The organism is Streptomyces sp. NPDC005574 (genome assembly GCF_040605435.1).
Classification (GTDB): Bacteria; Actinomycetota; Actinomycetes; order Streptomycetales; family Streptomycetaceae; genus Streptomyces.
On sequence record NZ_JBEXCW010000076.1, the window covers coordinates 21751 to 39543 of the forward strand.

Consider the following 17793-nt stretch of genomic DNA (forward strand, 5'->3'; position numbering starts at 1 on the left):
TCGCCGATGGCCGCGTCAGCGACCGGTCTTCGGGGCCTTCCAGCGGGCGATGCCGCGAGCCACCAGGTTCAGGATCATCACGAAGGCGATCAGCGTCAGCGACGCCGCCCAGGCCCTGTCGTAGGCCGCGCCCGAGCCCGCGCTGTTCGCGTACTGCTGATAGATGTACAGCGGCAGCGACGCCTGCGCACCCTCGAAGGGGTTCGCGTTGATGAACGGGTTGCCCCACACCAGGAGCAGGACGGGAGCCGTCTCGCCCGCGATACGGGCGATCGCCAGCATGATGCCCGTGGTGATACCGCCGATGGACGTCGGCAGGACCACCTTCAGGATGGTGCGCCACTTCGGGATGCCGAGTGCGAGGGACGCCTCGCGCAGCTCGTTCGGTACGAGTTTGAGCATCTCCTCGGTGGAGCGCACGACGACCGGCATCATCAGGATCGCCAGCGCGAGCGAGCCGGCGAAGCCGAAGGGCTGCATCTCGAAGATCAGCATGAGGCTGAGGATGAACAGACCGGCGACGATCGACGGGATGCCGGTCATCACGTCGACGAAGAAGGTGATGGCCCGGGAGAGGTTGCCCCGCCCGTACTCGACCAGGTAGACGGCGGTCAGCACACCGATCGGCGCGGCGATCAGCGTGGCGAGGGCGACCTGCTCCAGGCTGCCGAGGATCGCGGCGTAGATGCCGCCGCCCGGCTCGGAGTCGGCGACCACGCCCATCGAGTGGGTCAGGAAGTAGACGTCGAGGACCTTGATGCCCCGGGAGACGGTCACCCAGACCAGGGAGACCAGCGGCACCACGGCGAGCACGAACGCGACCCACACGAACGAGGTCGCGATGCGGTCCTTGGCCTGGCGGCGGCCCTCGACGCGGGCGGCGATGCCGTACGTGCCGACGAGGAAGAGCAGCGCGGCGATCAGGCCCCACTGGACCTTGCTGTCCAGGCCGGCGGCCAGACCGATGCCGGCGCCGACCACGATCGAGCCGACGACGGCGCCGTAGGGGAACCACTTCGGGAGGCTCGCGCCGCGCAGGGTGCTGGGGCGCGGGTCGATGACGGTGTTGCTCATGCGTTGGCCCCCGAGTACTCCTTGCGGCGGGCGATGATCGCGCGGGCCGCGCCGTTGACCAGCAGGGTGATGACGAACAGGACCAGACCGGAGGCGATGAGCGCGTCACGGCCCTGCGTGGTGGCCTCACCGAACTTGCTGGCGATGTTCTGGGCGAAGGTGCCGCCGCCCGGGTCGAGCAGGCTGGCCTGGATGTCGAAGGTCGGGGAGAGCACGGTGGCGACGGCCATCGTCTCGCCGAGGGCGCGGCCGAGGCCGAGCATCGAGGCGGAGATCACGCCGGAGCGGCCGAAGGGGATGACCGTGATGCGCACGACCTCCCAGCGGGTGGCGCCCAGGGCGAGAGCCGCCTCCTCGTGCATCTGCGGGACCTGCCGGAAGACCTCGCGGCTCACGTTGGTGATGATCGGCAGGATCATGATCGCCAGCAGGATGCCGACCGTCAGCATCGACCGGGGGGCTCCGCCGTCCCAGGAGAAGATGCCGGTCCAGCCGAGGTACTCGTCCAGCCAGCCGAAGAGTCCGGTCATGTGCGGGACGAGGATCAGCGCGCCCCACAGGCCGTAGACGATGGAGGGCACCGCGGCGAGCAGGTCCACCACGTAGGAGATGACACCGCTCAGCCTGCGCGGGGCGTAGTGCGTGAGGAACAGCGCGATGGCCACCGCGATCGGGACCGCGATGACCATGGCGATGATCGAGGAGACCACCGTGCCGAAGGCCAGGACGGCGATGCCGAACACCGGCGGGTTGAGGTTGGTGTTCCACTCGAAGGTGGTGAGGAAGTTCCCGTCGTCCTTGCTGATCGCGAGGGACGCCCGGTAGGTCAGGAAGACCGCGATCGCGGCCATGACCACCAACAGGAAGATGCCCGAGCCGCGGGAGAGACCGAGGAAGATCCGGTCACCGGGTCGGGTGGCACCGCGGGTCGCGCGCTTCTGCTCGGCTTCGGGGGTCCGGGGAGCGGGGGGAGGTGCTTCGGTGTTCTGTGTCGTTATGTCCATCGGGTTCTCCGGTCTGCGGGGCCGCACGTGCCGTGCGGACCCCTGGCGGCGGTGCACCGGACGATGCGGCCCGGTCCCCGCGGGGGACCGGGCCGCACTCGGGTCAGCTCAGGCCGTCGATCGTGGTGCGGACCTTGGCGATGATGTCCGCGGGGATCGGGGCGTACTTGTTGGCGGTCAGGACGTTCTGACCGTCCTCGGAGGCGATGTAGCGCAGGAACGCCTTCGTGGCGGGCAGGGTCGCCGCCTTGTTGCCCTTGTCACAGACGATCTCGTAGGTGACGAGGGTGATCGGGTACGCGCCGTCGGCCTTGGTCGCGTAGTTCAGCTGGAGCGAGAGGTCCGAGCCGGTGCCGACGACCTTGGCGTCCGCGATGGCCTTGGTGGCGTTCTCGACGGTGGCCTCGACCGGGGCGCTGGCGCCGGTGTCGATGCTGACCGGCTTGACCGCGTCACCGACGTAGGAGAGCTCGAAGTAGCCGATGGCGCCGTTGGTCTGCTTGACCTGCTGGGCCACGCCGGAGGAGCCGGCGGCCGACTGGCCGCCCTTGGCCTGCCACGCCTTGCCGCCCGAGTAGGGCCAGTCGGCCTTGGCGGAGGCGATCAGGTACTTGGTGAAGTTGTCCGTGGTGCCGGACTCGTCCGAGCGGTGGAAGGCCTGGATCTTGAGGTCGGGCAGCGTGGCGTCGGGGTTCAGCGCCTTGATGGCCTTGTCGTTCCAGTTCGTGATCTTGCCGTTGAAGATCAGCGCCAGCGTCTTGGCGTCCAGCACCAGGTTGTCGACACCGGCGACGTTGTAACCGAGGGCGATCGGGCCGCCGACCATCGGGAGGTCGATGCCCTGGCCGCCGGAGCAGACCGACTTGGAGGCGGTGACCTCTTCGGGCTTCAGCGCGGAGTCGGAGCCGGCGAACGCGACCTGGCCCTGCGTGAAGGCCGTGACGCCGGCGCCGGAGCCGCCGCCCTTGTAGTTGATCTGCACGCCGGAGCAGGCCTGCGTGAACTGCTTGACCCAGGCGTCGATCGCGTTCTTCTGCGCGGACGAGCCGTCGGCCAGCAGCTGGCCCTTGGCGTCGTCGCACTTGATCGAGCTCGCGTTGGCGGACGAGGAGGCGCTGCTGTTCGAGCTGCCGCCGGTGTCGTCCGAGCCGCACGCCGTGAGGGCCAGGGCGCCGGAGACCGCGAGAGCACCGAGGGAGAGGGCCCGCCGGTTCATGCGCTGAAGCTTCACTTGAGGGAGTTCCTTCCAGGAGCCGCCGTCCTGAACCGGCGGCGTGCGAAGACGGTGCGATGCGGCCGCGTACTGCGAGGTACGTGGCGCACCGCGTAAGGCCGAAATTAGGCAGAACAGGTGAAGGCGCCTATGGCCGAAGGTGAACGGGGGGTGAACCCCTGCGGTCGGTGTGGTTAGGTCACGGAACGCTCACGTCGAGGACACGGAGTCATCCCGACTGAGTGTCATGACATGTCCGGACTATGTCAGATCCGGTATCTGGAGCAGGTCGTCCACCAGAGCCCGGTCCCTCGGTTGGGTCAGGCGGTCACGGGCCGCCGTGGGGGAGAGCCAGAGAACGCGGTCCACCTCGTCGTTCGGGGTGAAACCGCCGGAGGCGGCCTCGGCCGCCCAGTAGCGCACCTGCTTGGGGCGTCCGTCGGCGACGTATCGCACGGTCGGCAGCCGTGTGCCGGGTACGGCCGTGTAGCCCGTCTCCTCGGCGGTCTCGCGCAACGCGCCCGCCAGGGGCTCCTCGCCCGGCTTCAGCTTGCCTTTGGGGTGGGACCAGTCGTCGTATTTCGGCCGGTGGACCAGGCAGACCTCCAGTCTCCCGCCGACCGGGGAGCGCCGCCACAGGACGCATCCGGCCGCCTGCACCGTGCTGTCACCGGAATACGTCACCGGTGGATCACCGCCTCCTGGTCGGGTGCGCCGGGGGAGCCGCCCGCGGTCAGGGCGTGTGGACGGCCCGCTTCAGCCATGACTGCTGGAAGGTGAACCGGGCCGCCTCCACCTCGTGCCGCTGGTCGGCGTGGAGCACGCCCAGCGCGTACGCCGTGGCCGGCGCGATGCGCGGGGTGCGGGCCGCGGCGGCGGCGGCGGCCGCGGCCTCGGAGGCGTCCCGGTGCCGGTCGAGGGCCTGGCCCGCGCTCACCAGCCGGACGTCCACCGGGGCGGTGTCGCCCTGGAGCACCTCGCGGGTGTAGCGGTGCAGGCGCAACAGCAGCCGGACCTGGTGCCAGGGGGCGTCCTGGGGATGCGGGGCCGGGTCCGGGGACAGGCCGTGGACGAGGGCCTCGGCGTTGTAGGGGCTGCCCGCGGTCACCAGCGGCAGCGTCACCACGGCGTCCCGCAGGCGTTCCTCGGCGGCGGCGGCGAGCGGGTCGAGCGCGGTGGCGGGCGCCGCCGGGGTGAGGGGCACCTCGCTGGCCAGTACGGCGATGCTGTCGGCGACCGCGTGGAAGCGGCTCGATCCCAGTGCCTGGAGGGCCGTCGAGTGGGCCCTGGTCCGGGCGAGCGTCAGCTGGCGTTCGAGCAGGGCGCCCGCCTTCGCGGCACCGACCGTGAGGTTGCCGCGCTCCGGGGCCGCCGTGCGGCCGGCCGGGGGGCCGGACTCAGCCCCGCCCGCGCCCGCCACGCCCGCGCTCGCCCCACCCGCGTTTCCCACGTCCCCGTTCGCCACGCCCCCGCTCTCCGCGGCGGCGGAGCGGCCGGCCGCGGCGAGGCCGGCCGCGGTGGGGCCGGTCCGGCTGCCGGCGACCGCGGACGGCGTCTGGGCGGGCAGCGTCGCCCCCGACAGCCGGTGCAGCGCCAGCAGCAGCCGCTCCAGGCGGGCCTGGTAGGCGTGCTCGGTGGTCAGTATGCCCGACAGCCAGGCCAGTTCGGGGCGCAGCGACTCCGACCAGTCCGGGTCGAGCAGGGGGCGGAAGGTGTGCAGGCTGCCGCTGATGCGGCGGACCGAGCGGCGCAGGGCGCGGGCCGCGTCGACGGAGTCCGCCGAGCCGTTCGCCGGCCCGCCACCGCTCTCCCGGTGCAGCCGCAGCGCGCGGAGGAACTCCGTGGCCTGCGCCCGCAGATAGTCCGCGAGGGCGTCGCCGGTCGGCGGGCCGCCCCGCTCCGGCGCGGCCGGGAGCCGGGCGGTGGGTCCGGCCGCGGACTGAGTCGGGTCAAGGTGTTGCTGTGCCACGCCGGCGCCTCCGGGCGTCTATGAGCATCTCCTGGACGTTGCGCAGGGGCTGGCCGTCCGCGTCGGTCGAGTGCCGGGCCCATTCCCCGTCGGGGCCGAGGTGCCAGGAGGCGGTGGTGTCGGACATACCGGTCTCCAGGAGCCGGTTGAGGGATGCGCGGTGCGCCGGGTCGGTGACCCTGACCAGGGCCTCGATCCGGCGGTCGAGGTTGCGGTGCATCATGTCGGCGCTGCCGAGCCACACCTCGGGTTCGCCGCCGTTGCCGAAGGCGAACACCCGCGAGTGTTCGAGGAAGCGGCCGAGGATGGAGCGGACCCGGACGTTCTCCGACAGGCCGGCCACGCCCGGCCGCACCGCGCAGATGCCGCGCACCCACACGTCGACCGGGACGCCCTCCTGGGACGCGCGGTACAGCGAGTCGATGATCGCCTCGTCCACCATGGAGTTGACCTTGATGCGGATGAAGGCGGGGCGCCCGGCGCGGTGGTGCTGGACCTCCTTGTTGATCCGCGCGATCAGGCCGTCGCGCAGGGACTTGGGGGCGACGAGCAGCCGGCGGTAGGTCTCGCGGCGCGAGTAGCCGGACAGCCGGTTGAACAGGTCCGAGAGGTCGGCGCCGACCTGCGGGTCGGCCGTGAGCAGGCCGAGGTCCTCGTAGAGGCGGGCCGTCTTCGGGTGGTAGTTGCCGGTGCCGACGTGGCAGTAGCGGCGCAGTGTGTCGCCCTCCTGGCGCACCACCAGGGACAGCTTGCAGTGGGTCTTGAGGCCGACCAGGCCGTAGACGACGTGGCAGCCGGCTTCTTCCAGCTTGCGCGCCCACTTGATGTTGGCGTGCTCGTCGAACCGGGCCTTGATCTCGACCAGGACGAGGACCTGCTTGCCGGACTCGGCGGCGTCGATGAGGGCGTCGACTATCGGGGAGTCGCCCGAGGTCCGGTACAGGGTCTGCTTGATGGCCAGGACGTCGTCGTCCTCGGCGGCCTGCTGCAGGAAGGCCTGCACGGAGGTCGAGAACGAGTCGTAGGGGTGGTGCAGCAGCACGTCCCGGTTGCGCAGGGCGGCGAAGATGTCGGGCGAGGAGGCCGACTCGACCTCGGCGAGATCGCGGTGCACGCCGGCGATGAACTTCGTGTACTTCAGCTCGGGGCGGTCCAGGCGGTGGATGCGGAAGAGGCCGGTGAGGTCGAGCGGACCCGGCAGCGGGTACACCTCGGCCTCGCTGATCTTCAGCTCGCGCACCAGCAGGTCGAGCACCTCGCGGTCGATGGACTCCTCGACCTCCAGGCGCACCGGCGGCCCGAGGCGGCGTCGCATGAGCTCCTTCTCCAGGGCCTGGAGGAGGTTCTCGGCGTCGTCCTCCTCGACCTCCAGGTCCTCGTTCCTGGTCACCCGGAAGGCGTGGTGCTCCAGCACCTCCATGCCCGGGAACAGCTCCTCCAGATGGGCGGCGATGACGTCCTCGATGGGGACGTAACGCCCGGGGGAGCTCTCCAGGAAGCGGGACAGCAGCGGGGGCACCTTGACGCGGGCGAAGTGGCGGTGGCCGCTGACCGGGTTGCGGACGATGACCGCGAGGTTGAGCGAGAGACCCGAGATGTACGGGAAGGGGTGCGCGGGGTCGACGGCCAGCGGGGTGAGTACCGGGAAGATCTGGTGCCGGAAGAGGGTGAACAGACGGGCCTGTTCCTTCTCCGTCAGCTCGCTCCAGCGGACCAGGTGGATGCCCTCCTCCGCGAGGGCGGGGGCGACGTCCTCGTGGTAGCAGGCGGCGTGCCGGGCCATGAGCTCGCGCGAGCGGGCCCAGATCATCTCCAGCACCTCGCGCGGCTGGAGGCCGGACGCGGACCTGGTGGCGACACCGGTGGCGATACGGCGCTTCAGGCCGGCCACGCGGACCATGAAGAACTCGTCCAGGTTGCTGGCGAAGATGGCGAGGAAGTTGGCCCGTTCGAGTAGCGGCGTCTCGGGGTCCTCGGCGAGTTCGAGGACCCGCTCGTTGAACGCCAGCCAGCTGCGCTCCCGGTCGAGGAAACGGCCCTGCGGCAGCTGCGGACCGTCGTAGGGCGACTCCTCGTACTCGTCGAGGTCGGCATCGAGGTCGGGTTCGAGGTCGGAGACCACCGCCGCCACCGTGTGCGGGCGGTGCGCGGCTATGGAGCCCACGGAGGGCTGCGCGTGCTGGACCTGTGCCTGTGCGTCTGGCTGGCTCATGGAGCCATTCTTCCGCGCCGGGAGGGGAATGGGCGCGTCGGACAGTGCGGGAGGGAGCGCGGCGACAGCGCGGACGCCTGCGGTCCCCGCGCTGTGGGGGGTTCCTTCCGGCGGTGGCGAGGGCTCTGGCACGGCGGGCTTCATTGGCCGAGCGTCGCAAGCCCGTCTGAACCACTGGTTACGGCGACATGGCGTGCGGGCTATCTGGGGGCGGCTCGCGGACGTCCACCTACGCCGCCCGCCGTACACCCCTCCCCCCGCGGATGGACGTACGACGGCCGGCGGGGCTGGGGCGGTACGGCGGCGGAAGGCTCCGCGACGGCAGGCGGTTCAGGCCGTGCGGCGGCGCAGCAGGTGGAACGCCGTCAGGACGAGCAGGGCCGTGACGGCCAGGACCACTCCGGTCTCCATGAGCTGGAGGGGCCAGTAGTGGGAGCGGGGGTGGTAGTCCTTGTAGACGCCGACGGCGTCCATCCGGTCGTAGAGGGTGGCGCACTGCGGGACGGCGCTGCTGCCGCAGTGGGGGTCGGCGAGGTGCGCGCCGCTGGAGGTGACGATGCCCGTGTCGACGGTGATGCCCGCGCCGGAGGGGGCACCGGCCTGGAGCGTGGCGACGCTGGTGACGGTGGACCACAGGTGGGGCATGAGCAGGTGGGCCGCGCCCCACAGGACGGCGGGGGCGCCGAGCCCGGTGCCGAGCGCGGCCAGCGAGCGGCGCAGCACCAGGCCGGCGAGGGCGCCGACGACCAGGCCGGCCAGGGCCAGGGCGACGAGGACGGGGCCGCCCGCGTAGAAGGTCGGCACGTCGTACCAGGACTTGGCGGTGTCGATGCGGCCCTCGCCCGCCGACCAGGCCAGGTGGTGCAGCAGGACCAGCAGGCCGGTGCCCGCGGCGGTCAGGGCCCCCGGCACGAGGAGTTTCGCGGCGAGCCAGCGGGTGGGGGAGACGCCCTGGGTCCAGGCCAGCCGGGTCGTGCCCTGCTCCAGCTCGCGGCCGGTCAGTGAGGCGCCCGCCCAGGCCGCCACCAGGAACGGGAGCAGGACGACGGCGGTGGTCGTGTACTGGTAGACGCTCTTGTAGCGCAGGATCGCGTCCTGGTCGTACCGGCAGCGGCCGTTCATCCCGCAGGCGTCGTACTGCTTCCAGGCCGTGGCCGCCGCGTCGGTGAGCGGGCCGCCCAGCCACAGCAGCCCGGCGCCGAGCACGACGACGAGGGCGGTCCAGACGTACAGGGCGGGGCGGTGCAGCCGCAGCAGCCAGCGGACCAGGCGGGGCGCGGGCGCGCCGGGCCGGACGGCGGCGGGGGCGGGGGAGGTCAGGGTGCTCACGCGATGTTCTCCGGGGTCTTGGCCGGGGCGGCCGGGCTCGGGGCCGGCGCGTCGGGGTTGCGCAGGTGGGCGAGGAGCAGCTCCTCCAGGGAGGGCGGGCCGGTGCGCCAGCCGGCCGGGAGCGGGCCCGCCGGGCGGATCAGCGCGGAGAGGCTGCGGCCGGTGGTGCGGGACTCCACGACGGTGTGCGGTGCGAGGGAGGCGTCCGCGGGGGCGGAGACCCGCAGGTGCGCGCCGAGCAGCTCGTCCAGTTCGCCGGCCAGCCGGATGCGGCCGCCGCCGACGAGCAGCAGGTGGTCGCAGGACTCCTCCAGTTCGGCGACGACGTGCGAGGACATCACGATCGTCGTGCCGTGCCGGGCCGCCTGGCCCATCAGGACGCCCATGAGTTCGTGCCGGGCCAGCGGGTCGAGGTCGGCCATCGGCTCGTCCAGCAGGAGCAGTTCGGGTCGTTTGCCGAGGGCGAGGGCGAGGGCCACCCGGGTGCGCTGGCCGCCGGACAGGGAGCGGATGTGCTGGGCCGGGTCGAGGTCGCCGGCCGTCACGATCCGTTCGGCCGCGGGCGCGTCCCAGCGGGCGGGGTTGAGGTCGGCGCCCATCCGCAGGGTCTCGGCGACCGTGAGCTGCGGGTAGAGCGGCTTGTCCTGGGCGACGAAGGCGACGCGGGTGCGGGCGGCGGCCGGGTCGGTGCCCAGGACCCGGACGGTGCCCTCGGTCGGGACGAGCAGTCCGGCGGCCAGGGCGAGCAGCGTGGACTTGCCGGCGCCGTTGGGTCCGACGACGGCGCAGACGCGGCCGGCCGGCAGCCGGAAGGAGCAGTCGCGCAGCGCCCAGCTCCCTCGCCGTCCGTAGCGTCTGCCGAGGCCGGCGGCCTCCAGGGCGGTGGCGGCGGAGTCGGTCATGACGGGTCCCCCTGGGAGTGCGGGCGCGCGGGTGCGGCGGCGTGCTGGGTGAAGTGCTGGTCGAGTGCGGCGGTGAAGAGGGCGGCGACGTCGTCGCGGTCCAGTCCGGCCTCGCGGGCCCGGGCCGCCCACGCGTCCAGCTCCCCGTGCAGCGGGGAGTCGGCCGGGGTGGTGCCGAGCGAGCGCCGGACGAAGGTGCCGAGTCCCCGGCGGGCCTCGACGAGTCCCTCGCGCTCCAGCTCGCGGTAGGCCTTGAGAACGGTGTTGGGGTTGATGGCGGTGGCCTCGACGACCTCGCGGGCCGTGGGCAGCCGGTCACCCGGCACGAGGTGCCCCAGCCGCAGCGCCTGCTTGGTCTGCTGGACGATCTGGACGTAGGTGGCCACCCCGCTGTGCCGGTCGATGCGGTACTCCACCACTCGACAACACCCTTTCACTAATTGAGTAGTGAAAGGGTGGTGCAAGTGGGCCGGGAAAGTCAAGCGTGGTTTCGTGAACCGTTCGGCACGGCCGGTCCGATGAGGAGACGTGAGCGGAGAGAGAAGCGACGGGGAACTGCTGCGGGCCATCGCGGCGGACGGTGACCGGCGCGCCTTCGAGGAGCTGTACCGGCGGTTCGCGCCGTGGCTGACCGCGCGTCTGCGGGGCCGCTGCGCCGACGCCGCGATCGTCGACGACGTCGTTCAGGAGACGTTCCTCGCCGTGTGGCGGGGCACCGCGCGCTACCGCGAGGACGGGATCACCGCCGACGCCGCCGGCTGGCTGTGGCGGATCGGCTCCCGGCGGCTGGTCGACGCGCTGCGCGGCGACGGGGCACGCGGCCGGCTGCGGCAGGCACTGGGACGGCTGCGCCACCGCGACGAGGTGTCCGCGGAGGAACGCGTCCTCGCCGGAGTGGAGCACGGGGACCTCGCCGGGGCCCTGGTGCGGCTGTCGCCGGAGCTGCGCGCGGTGCTCCAGGCCACCGTCGTCGACGGACTGACGACCCGGGAGGCGGCCGTGCTGCTCGGGATACCGCCCGGCACGGTCAAGACGCGGGCGATGCGGGCCCGTAAGCAACTGCGGGAGGCGCTGGCATGACCTGGCACGTATCCGAGGAGGACCTGCGGGCCTACGCCCGGGGCGCGTTGGCGCCCCCCGCGCTGTGGTCCGCCGATACCCACCTGAGCGCCTGCGCCACCTGCCGGGCCGCCCTCGCCGACGCCGGTGACCCCGCCGCCCTCGACGCCGGCTGGGAACGGCTGGACGCCGAACTCGACGCACCCCGGCCCGGCCCCGTCGAGTCGCTCCTGGTGCGGCTCGGGGTGGCCGACCACACCGCCCGGCTGCTCGCGGCCACCCCCGTGCTGCGCCGCTCCTGGCTCGGCGCCGTCACCGCCGTGCTCACCCTGACCGTGCTCGCCACCCACCTGGCCCGCAGCACCGGCTCGCCGACGCTGTTCCTGGCGCTCGCCCCGCTGCTGCCGCTCGGCGGCGTCGCCCTGGCGTACGGGCCGAGGCTGGACCCGACGTACGAGATGGCCGTCGTCTCGCCCGTGCACGGCTTCCGGCTGCTGATGATCCGGACCGTCGCCGTGCTCGTCGCCGGTCTCGGCCTCGACGGGCTCGCCACCCTCGCCCTGCCCGGCTACGGGCTGAGCGCCCTCGGCTGGCTGCTGCCCGCGCTCGCCCTCACCACGACCGGGCTGGCGCTGACCCCCCGGTTCGGGCCGGTCCTCGCGCCCGGCGCGGTCGGCGTGGGCTGGGCGGTGCTGCTGTACGCGGCCCGCGCGGCCGCCGACGGCCGGACCCTCGCACCCTTCACCGCGGCCGGACAGGGCGTGGCCGCGGTCGTCGCCGTCCTCGCCGCCGCCCTGCTGTTCGCCGCCCGCGACCGCTTCGACTTCTCCCTCAGGAGTGCCGCATGACCCCCACCGTCTCCGCCGCCGGGCTGAGTCTCCGCTACGGCGCCACCCGCGCCCTCGACGACGTGTCGCTGCGGCTGACGCGAGGCGTCACCGGGCTGCTCGGCCCCAACGGGGCGGGCAAGACGACCCTGTTGAGGGTGCTCGCCACGGCCGTGCCCGCCGATCGGGGTGCCTTCACCGTGCTCGGCCAGGACCCCGCGACGGCGCTCGGCCGACAGGAGGTGCGGCGCCGGCTCGGCTATCTGCCGCAGACCCCCGGCCTCCACCCCGACTTCACGGCCTTCGCGTTCGTCGACTACGTGGCGATCCTCAAGGAGCTCACCGACCGCGCGGCCCGCCACCGGGAGGTGCGGCGCGTCCTGGACCAGGTCGACCTCGGCGACGTACGCGGCCGGCGCATCAAGAAGCTGTCCGGCGGCATGCGGCAGCGGGTCGCGCTGGCCGCCGCGCTCGTGGGCGACCCCGGCTTCCTCGTCCTCGACGAACCGACCGTCGGCCTCGACCCCGAACAGCGCATGCGGTTCAGGGAGTTGATCGCCGACGCCGGAGAGGGCCGCACGGTCCTGCTGTCCACCCACCAGACCGAGGACGTCGCCATGCTCTGCCACCGGGTCCTGGTCATGGCGGCCGGACACATCCGGTTCGACGGCACCCCCGCCGAACTGACCGCCCGGGCGGCCGGCCGGGTGTGGAGCAGCACCGAACGCGCCCCCGGTGCGATGGCGGGCTGGCGCACCGGCACCGGCTCCTTCCGCAACGTGGGCGACCCGCCGCCCGGCGCCGACCTCCTCGAACCCACCCTGGAGGACGGCTACCTCCTCACCCTCGACGGCGCCGACGCGGAGGTGGCGGCATGAGCGGCACGCTCCTCCGGCCGGCCCCCGCCGCCGTGACGACACAGCCGGGCCGCGCCTGGGCGGCCGTGTTCGCCCTCGCCCGGTTCGAGGCGGGCCGACTCCTGCTGAGCATCCCCGTGCTCCTCGCGCTGGCCGCGTACGCCGCCTGGATCGGGTGGTACACCCACACCGCCCAGGCCGGTTTCCCGGCCCTCCAGGACGCCGACCGCGCCACCCAGTCCGGGCCGCTGCTGGTCGGCCTCGCGGTACTGCTGGGAGTGAACAGCGCGATGCTGCGCTCCCGCCGCCACGACACCGAGCGGCACTTCACCGTCCTGGTGCTCCAGCCGTGGCAGCGCACGGCCGCCCACGTGCTGTCGGTGCTCCCGGTCGCGGTGCTCGTCACGGTGGCCGTGGGTGTCCAGTTCGGTCGGCAGGCCCTGCGGTCCGGCGCGATCGGGCACGGCTCACCGGCCGAACTGCTGGTCGGCCCGCTGTGCGTGCTGCTCTTCGGCGCGGTCGGCGCGCTGCTCGCCCGGCTGCTGACCTCGGTCGTCGCGGCCCCGCTGCTGCTCGTGTTCTGCCTTCTGGTGTTCCTCCTCGGGTCGGTCCCCCACGACGGCGACACCACCCGGTGGCTGTACCCGGTGATCGGCGAGAACACCACCAACACGCTGCCGTCGGACCTGCTGGGCCGGCCCGCCGGCTGGCACGCCCTGTACCTCCTCGGCCTCGCCCTGTCCGCGGCGCTGCTCGCGCTGCTGGTCCGCGCCGGCCGCACCCCGCACCTCCTCAAGGCGGCCGCCGCCGGGGCGCTCGCGCTGGCCGTTCTGGGCGGGGTGGCACAGACAGGGGGCGTCCCGGCCGGGGTGACCGCGGCCCGCGAACGGGTCTCGGCCACCCCGGAGAAGGAGCAGACCTGCGTCCGCGAGGGCCGCTCGACGTACTGCGCCTTCCCCGAGTGGACGCCCTGGACCGGCACCTGGGCCGGGACGGCCGACCGGGTCCAGTCCCTGGCCGGCGGCACCGCGGCCACCCAGCCGCTGCTCGTACGGCAGCGCGTCGAGGCCCGCTACGGCCTCTCCTCCGACAGCGCGATCGACCCGCTGACCGCGCCCCACCAGGTCAGTGTCGGCACCGCCTGGGGCGGCAACCGCGTCCCCGAGTTCGCCGTCGCCGTCGCCTCGGTCCTGGTCGCCGGCAACGAGAAGGCGGGCGGCGGGATCTGCGACGGCCGGATCGTCACCGTCATGTGGCTGGCGATCGGCGCGCAGCCCGACCCGCTGTCCTCGCTGAGCCACGTACGCCTCGACGACAGCGTGAGCGGACCGGCGCTCGTCCTCGCCCCGACCGACCCGCTGTCCATGACGACCGCGCAGACGGAGGTCGTACGGGAGCTGCTGGACCGCCCGCGCGCGGAGGTCACGGCGAAGGTGAAGGCGCACTGGAGCGAACTGACCGCACCGAAGGTGACCGCGGCGGGCGCGGCGCGCCTGCTGGGCGTGGCCGCACCGAAGGGCGAGGACAAGTGCGAGCTGTGACACCGCGGACGAGGCCAAAGACGGACACGGGGAGAGCGAACACGCGGGCGGGCGCGGGGTGGTGGGCGCTGGTGCCGCCGGTCCGGCGCTCGCTGCCCTGGGGGATGCTGGGCGCCGCCGCCACCGGGGGGCTGCTGCTCGCCGCGCTGCCGCGGCTGTTCGCCGGTGACATCGACGCCTGGCTGTCGCTCAACCTGCTGCGGGCCGCCGCCCTCGCCCTCGCGACGGGCCTGGCGTTCCTGCTGGACGATCCGGCCCGTGAGACCACGGCGCCGGTACCGACCCGCCGACCGCTCCGGCAGGCGCTGCGGCTCGCCCTCGTCGCCCCGCTCGCCGCGCTGTGGTGGACGGCCGCGCTGCTGCTGGTCCCGGCGGGTCTGCGGCCCCCGACCGGCGCCGTCACCCTGGAGGCGGCCACCACCCTCGCGCTGGCGCCGGCCGCCGCGGCGGCCGCACTGCGCTTCGGCGCGCGACCGCGGCCGGGCATCCTGGTGGCGGCCGGCCTCCTGTTCACCGCCACCCTCGCCCCGCTGTTCCTCCCGGACCGCTGGACCCTGTTCACGAACCCGGACGCCGACAACTGGCGGTCGGCCCACGACCGCTGGACGGTGGTCCTGCTCGCGGCGGCACTGGTGTGGACGGCGTCCGGACCCGAGCCGCTGCGACGACGCATGCGGGTCCGCCGTTCCCTCGGCGCGTCCGGGGGCGCCCCCTCCGGGGGAGGGTGAGGACGAGGCCGTTCAGGCCGAAGCGGGGGCCCAGGGGCGGTAGCCCCCGGCGACAGGGACCGTCACGTCTCCGTCCGGTACATCAGGTCCGTCTCGTACGTCGCGAACCCCAGCCGCTCGTACACAGCCACCGCTGCCTTGTTGTCGGCGTCGACGTACAGCATCGCCGCCGGCAGCCCCAGCCCCGCCAGATGCCGCAGCCCCACCGTGGTGAGCGCCTTGCCGAGCCCGCCGCCCTGCGCGCCCGGCCGCACCCCGAGGACGTACACCTCGCCGAGCCGCTCCTCCGTGTGGACCTTCGTCCAGTGGAAGCCGGCGAGTTCCTCCCCCCGGAAGGCGAGGAAGAAGCCCGCCGGGTCGAACCACGGTTCCCCCATCCGGTCCTCCAGGTCGCGCTGGGTGAGGGACCCCTGCTCGGGATGGTGGGCGAAGGCGGCGGCGTTGACGGCGAGCCAGGCCGCGTCGTCCACGCCGGGCTGGAAGGCCCGTACCGTCACGCCCTCGGGGAACACCGGATCGGGCAGGTCGAGGTCGCCCAACGAGCGGCGCATCTGGCGCAGTTCGCGGAACAGGGTGAGGCCGAGGACCTGGGCGAGGTGCCGGGCGGCGGAGTGGCCGCCGTGCGCCCAGACCCGCAGCCGTTTCCCGGACGCGGCGAGCAGGGCCGAGCCCAGCGCCCGCCCGTGCCCGTGGCCGCGGTGCGCGGGGTGTACGACCAGTTCGGCGGCCGGCGCCTCGACCGGGTCGGTGTCCTCCAGCTGGGCGTAGCCGACGAGTTCACCGTCGGCCGTCAGCAGCAGATGAGCCACTCCCGGCCGCGTGCCGCCGCGCAGCTGGAGCCGCCCCTGTTCGGACACCGCCTGCTGTCCGTCGTTCCGGGCGGCCTCGGCGAGCAGTGCGAGCACGGCCTCGGTCTGCTCGGGGGTGAGCGCGGAGTGGGTCTCGATGGAGCGGGGGATACCGGGCCGTTCGGCGTCGTCGCTGGTCATGCGTACGAGGGTAAGCGGAGGGCCCCGCAAAGTGGCGGCAAAGGGCGGGGCAAAGGGAAACCAGGATGTAACCCCGAACCCCCTGTCGCGCTACGCGCGTTGACCCTAGGCTGCGCCGGACGGAGCCACGATCCCAGCCAACACACAGGGGGGCGAATGCCAGTCATGTCCCAGCCGCCGAGCGACCGCCGCAGACGTCGTACGTACCGGGTCCTCGCCGCGGCCGGCGCTCTGGTCACCGTGGGTGCCCTGGCCGCCGCCCTGCCGGCGACGGCCTCCGCCGGTGAGGGCCACGGCAGGCCCGGCCATCACCAGCCGAGCCGCTACCAGGACGTACAACTGCTGTCCTTCAACGACCTGCACGGCAACCTGGAGCCGCCGTCCGGGTCCTCCGGCCGGGTCACCGAACTCCAGGCGGACGGCACGACGAAGACGATCGACGCGGGGGGTGTCGAGTACCTCGCCACCCATCTGCGCCAGGCCCGCGAGGGCAACCCGTACTCCATCACCGCGGCCGGCGGCGACTTGGTCGGCGCGTCCCCGCTGATCTCGGGCCTCTTCCACGACGAGCCCACCATCGAGGCGCTGAACAAGCTCGACCTCGACGTGACGAGCGTCGGCAACCACGAGTTCGACGAGGGCGCCAGGGAACTGGCCCGCCTGCAGAACGGCGGCTGCCACCCGACCGACGGCTGCTACACGGGCAAGAAGTTCAAGGGCGCCGACTTCCCCTATCTCGCCGCCAACGTTCTCGACGAGAAGACCGGCAGGCCGATCCTCAAGCCCTACTGGGTGTGGAAGAAGAAGGACGTCAAGATCGGCTTCATCGGCGTGACCCTGGAGGGCACCCCGGGCATCGTCTCCGCCGACGGCGTCAAGGGCCTCGCCTTCAAGGACGAGGTCGAGACGATCAACAAGTACGCCAAGGTGCTCCAGCGGCAGGGCGTGCAGTCGATCGTCGCCCTGATCCACGAGGGCGGACTGCCCGCCTCGGCGTCGTACAACTACGACTGCGACGCGGGCGGCGCGGGCTCCGGAGTCTCCGGCCCGATCGTCGACATCGCCAAGAACATCAGCCCGTCCGTGGACGCGCTGGTCACCGGCCACACCCACACCGCGTACGTGTGCACGATCCCCGACCCGGCGGGCAACCCCCGCATGGTCACCTCGGCCGCGTCCTTCGGCCGCCTCTACACCGACACCACGCTCACCTACGACCGCCGCACGCACGACATCGCCCGTACGGCCGTGACGTCGGCGAACCACGTGGTCACCCGCGACGTCCCCAGGGCGAGCGACCTGACCGAGCTGATCAGCAAGTGGAACGCGCTCGCCGCGCCCATCGGCAACCGGCCGATCGGCTACATCTCCGCCGACGTCCCGAACACCGGCACCGAGTCCCCCATGGGTGACCTGATCGCCGACGCGCAGCTCGCCCACGGCAAGTCCCTCGACCCCGGGACCGACCTGGCGCTGATGAACCCGGGCGGTGTCCGGGCCGGGCTCACCTACGCGGCCAAGGGCGCCGAGGGCGACGGCGTGGTCACCTACGCGGAGGGCTTCACCGTCCAGCCGTTCGCCAACACCGTGAACCTGCAGAACTTCACCGGCGCCCAGGTGGTCCAGGCGCTCAAGGAGCAGGTGAGCGGCGTGAACGCGAGCGCGCCGAAGATCCTCCAGGTCTCCTCGGGTCTGACGTACACGCTGGACCTGACGAAGACGGGCGCGGACCGGGTGGTCGCCGACTCCGTCAGGCTCAACGGTGCGGCCATCGACCCGGCCGCCACCTACCGGGTCGCCACCAACAGCTTCCTCGCGGGCGGCGGCGACGGCTTCACCACCCTGGGGCACGGCACCGACGACCTGGTCGGCTCCGACGACCTCGCGGCCCTGGCGCAGTACATGACGGCCAACTCCTCGGCCACCGCCCCGATCGCGCCGCCGGCCGCCGACCGGATCACGATCGTGCAGTAACCGCACCGGACAGCACAGCACCACGTCCTCACCGAGGCGGCCGCGTCACCGACGCGTGGCCTGCGAGGATGCGAGTGTTGAGGTCGTATCCGGCGTAGGAGCAGGGGCACCTTCT

At 73.0% G+C, this 17793-nt stretch carries 16 protein-coding genes; 6 read left to right on the top strand and 10 right to left on the bottom strand.

The annotated features are described in order from the left end of the window. Window positions 1-15: 15 nt before the first annotated feature. The 9 genes from pstA to ABZT03_RS33000 all read right to left on the bottom strand — a co-directional run bounded on the left by pstA (window position 16) and on the right by ABZT03_RS33000 (window position 10122). Window positions 16-1074 carry a phosphate ABC transporter permease PstA gene (gene pstA / locus ABZT03_RS32960; RefSeq protein WP_356046227.1) on the bottom strand — a complete coding sequence of 353 codons (1059 nt, stop codon included), beginning with the start codon at window positions 1072-1074 and terminating at the stop codon, window positions 16-18. After that, the gene (pstC, locus tag ABZT03_RS32965; protein ID WP_356046229.1) at window positions 1071-2078 is read right to left on the bottom strand and encodes a phosphate ABC transporter permease subunit PstC; all 1008 of its coding nucleotides are present in this window, start codon (window positions 2076-2078) and stop codon (window positions 1071-1073) included. Before pstC ends, pstA begins: the two co-directional genes overlap by 4 nt. A gap of 103 nt (window positions 2079-2181) precedes the next feature. After that, window positions 2182-3309 (bottom strand): phosphate ABC transporter substrate-binding protein PstS, encoded by a 1128-nt coding sequence (gene pstS, locus ABZT03_RS32970; protein ID WP_356046231.1) that lies wholly within the window; start codon window positions 3307-3309, stop codon window positions 2182-2184. Window positions 3310-3552: 243 nt separating this feature from the next. Then, entirely contained in the window at window positions 3553-3975 is a 423-nt protein-coding gene (locus ABZT03_RS32975) for an NUDIX hydrolase (protein ID WP_356046233.1), read from the bottom strand. Window positions 3976-4024: 49 nt separating this feature from the next. After that, window positions 4025-5260, bottom strand: coding sequence for a CHAD domain-containing protein (locus ABZT03_RS32980; protein WP_356046234.1), 1236 nt, complete (start codon window positions 5258-5260; stop codon window positions 4025-4027). Continuing rightward, the gene (locus tag ABZT03_RS32985) at window positions 5241-7472 is read right to left on the bottom strand and encodes an RNA degradosome polyphosphate kinase (protein ID WP_356046235.1); all 2232 of its coding nucleotides are present in this window, start codon (window positions 7470-7472) and stop codon (window positions 5241-5243) included. Before ABZT03_RS32985 ends, ABZT03_RS32980 begins: the two co-directional genes overlap by 20 nt. A 330-nt stretch (window positions 7473-7802) precedes the next feature. Beyond that, complete coding sequence (locus ABZT03_RS32990; protein WP_356046237.1) at window positions 7803-8801, bottom strand: ABC transporter permease; 999 nt, start codon at window positions 8799-8801, stop codon at window positions 7803-7805. After that, entirely contained in the window at window positions 8798-9703 is a 906-nt protein-coding gene (locus ABZT03_RS32995) for an ABC transporter ATP-binding protein (protein ID WP_356046239.1), read from the bottom strand. Before ABZT03_RS32995 ends, ABZT03_RS32990 begins: the two co-directional genes overlap by 4 nt. Then, window positions 9700-10122 carry a GntR family transcriptional regulator gene (locus ABZT03_RS33000; RefSeq protein ID WP_356046240.1) on the bottom strand — a complete coding sequence of 141 codons (423 nt, stop codon included), beginning with the start codon at window positions 10120-10122 and terminating at the stop codon, window positions 9700-9702. The genes ABZT03_RS32995 and ABZT03_RS33000 overlap by 4 nt, the downstream gene beginning before the upstream one ends. A gap of 109 nt (window positions 10123-10231) precedes the next feature. Here ABZT03_RS33000 and ABZT03_RS33005 point away from each other — a divergent pair, with 109 nt between their 5' ends. The 5 genes from ABZT03_RS33005 (at window position 10232) to ABZT03_RS33025 (ending at window position 14715) form a co-directional block, all read left to right on the top strand. Continuing rightward, window positions 10232-10783 (top strand): RNA polymerase sigma factor, encoded by a 552-nt coding sequence (locus tag ABZT03_RS33005; protein WP_356046242.1) that lies wholly within the window; start codon window positions 10232-10234, stop codon window positions 10781-10783. Next, entirely contained in the window at window positions 10780-11610 is an 831-nt protein-coding gene (locus ABZT03_RS33010) for a zf-HC2 domain-containing protein (protein WP_356046244.1), read from the top strand. The genes ABZT03_RS33005 and ABZT03_RS33010 overlap by 4 nt, the downstream gene beginning before the upstream one ends. Next, complete coding sequence (locus tag ABZT03_RS33015) at window positions 11607-12467, top strand: ABC transporter ATP-binding protein (RefSeq protein WP_356046246.1); 861 nt, start codon at window positions 11607-11609, stop codon at window positions 12465-12467. The genes ABZT03_RS33010 and ABZT03_RS33015 overlap by 4 nt, the downstream gene beginning before the upstream one ends. Next, window positions 12464-13987 (top strand): ABC transporter permease, encoded by a 1524-nt coding sequence (locus ABZT03_RS33020; protein WP_356046248.1) that lies wholly within the window; start codon window positions 12464-12466, stop codon window positions 13985-13987. The genes ABZT03_RS33015 and ABZT03_RS33020 overlap by 4 nt, the downstream gene beginning before the upstream one ends. Before the next feature lie 71 nt (window positions 13988-14058). Continuing rightward, a complete protein-coding gene (locus tag ABZT03_RS33025) occupies window positions 14059-14715 on the top strand; it encodes an ABC transporter (RefSeq protein WP_356046250.1) in 657 nt (218 codons plus the stop codon). A gap of 62 nt (window positions 14716-14777) precedes the next feature. Here ABZT03_RS33025 and mshD read toward each other — a convergent pair whose 3' ends face one another. Further along, entirely contained in the window at window positions 14778-15704 is a 927-nt protein-coding gene (gene mshD / locus ABZT03_RS33030) for a mycothiol synthase (protein WP_356046251.1), read from the bottom strand. Window positions 15705-15860: 156 nt separating this feature from the next. On the opposite strand from mshD, the gene ABZT03_RS33035 reads away from it, so the two are divergent. Beyond that, window positions 15861-17678 (top strand): bifunctional metallophosphatase/5'-nucleotidase, encoded by a 1818-nt coding sequence (locus tag ABZT03_RS33035; RefSeq protein ID WP_356046253.1) that lies wholly within the window; start codon window positions 15861-15863, stop codon window positions 17676-17678. Window positions 17679-17793: the final 115 nt, after the last annotated feature.

What these genes read in the sequence shown, in the direction of transcription:
- ABZT03_RS33035 (WP_356046253.1), top strand. Translation starts at nt 15,861, where the DNA reads ATGCCAGTCATGTCCCAGCCGCCGAGCGACCGCCGCAGACGTCGTACG.
- ABZT03_RS32985 (WP_356046235.1), bottom strand. Translation starts at nt 7,472, where the DNA reads ATGAGCCAGCCAGACGCACAGGCACAGGTCCAGCACGCGCAGCCCTCC.
- ABZT03_RS32995 (WP_356046239.1), bottom strand. Translation starts at nt 9,703, where the DNA reads ATGACCGACTCCGCCGCCACCGCCCTGGAGGCCGCCGGCCTCGGCAGA.
- pstA (WP_356046227.1), bottom strand. Translation starts at nt 1,074, where the DNA reads ATGAGCAACACCGTCATCGACCCGCGCCCCAGCACCCTGCGCGGCGCG.
- ABZT03_RS33020 (WP_356046248.1), top strand. Translation starts at nt 12,464, where the DNA reads ATGAGCGGCACGCTCCTCCGGCCGGCCCCCGCCGCCGTGACGACACAG.
- ABZT03_RS33015 (WP_356046246.1), top strand. Translation starts at nt 11,607, where the DNA reads ATGACCCCCACCGTCTCCGCCGCCGGGCTGAGTCTCCGCTACGGCGCC.
- mshD (WP_356046251.1), bottom strand. Translation starts at nt 15,704, where the DNA reads ATGACCAGCGACGACGCCGAACGGCCCGGTATCCCCCGCTCCATCGAG.
- pstC (WP_356046229.1), bottom strand. Translation starts at nt 2,078, where the DNA reads ATGGACATAACGACACAGAACACCGAAGCACCTCCCCCCGCTCCCCGG.
- ABZT03_RS33010 (WP_356046244.1), top strand. Translation starts at nt 10,780, where the DNA reads ATGACCTGGCACGTATCCGAGGAGGACCTGCGGGCCTACGCCCGGGGC.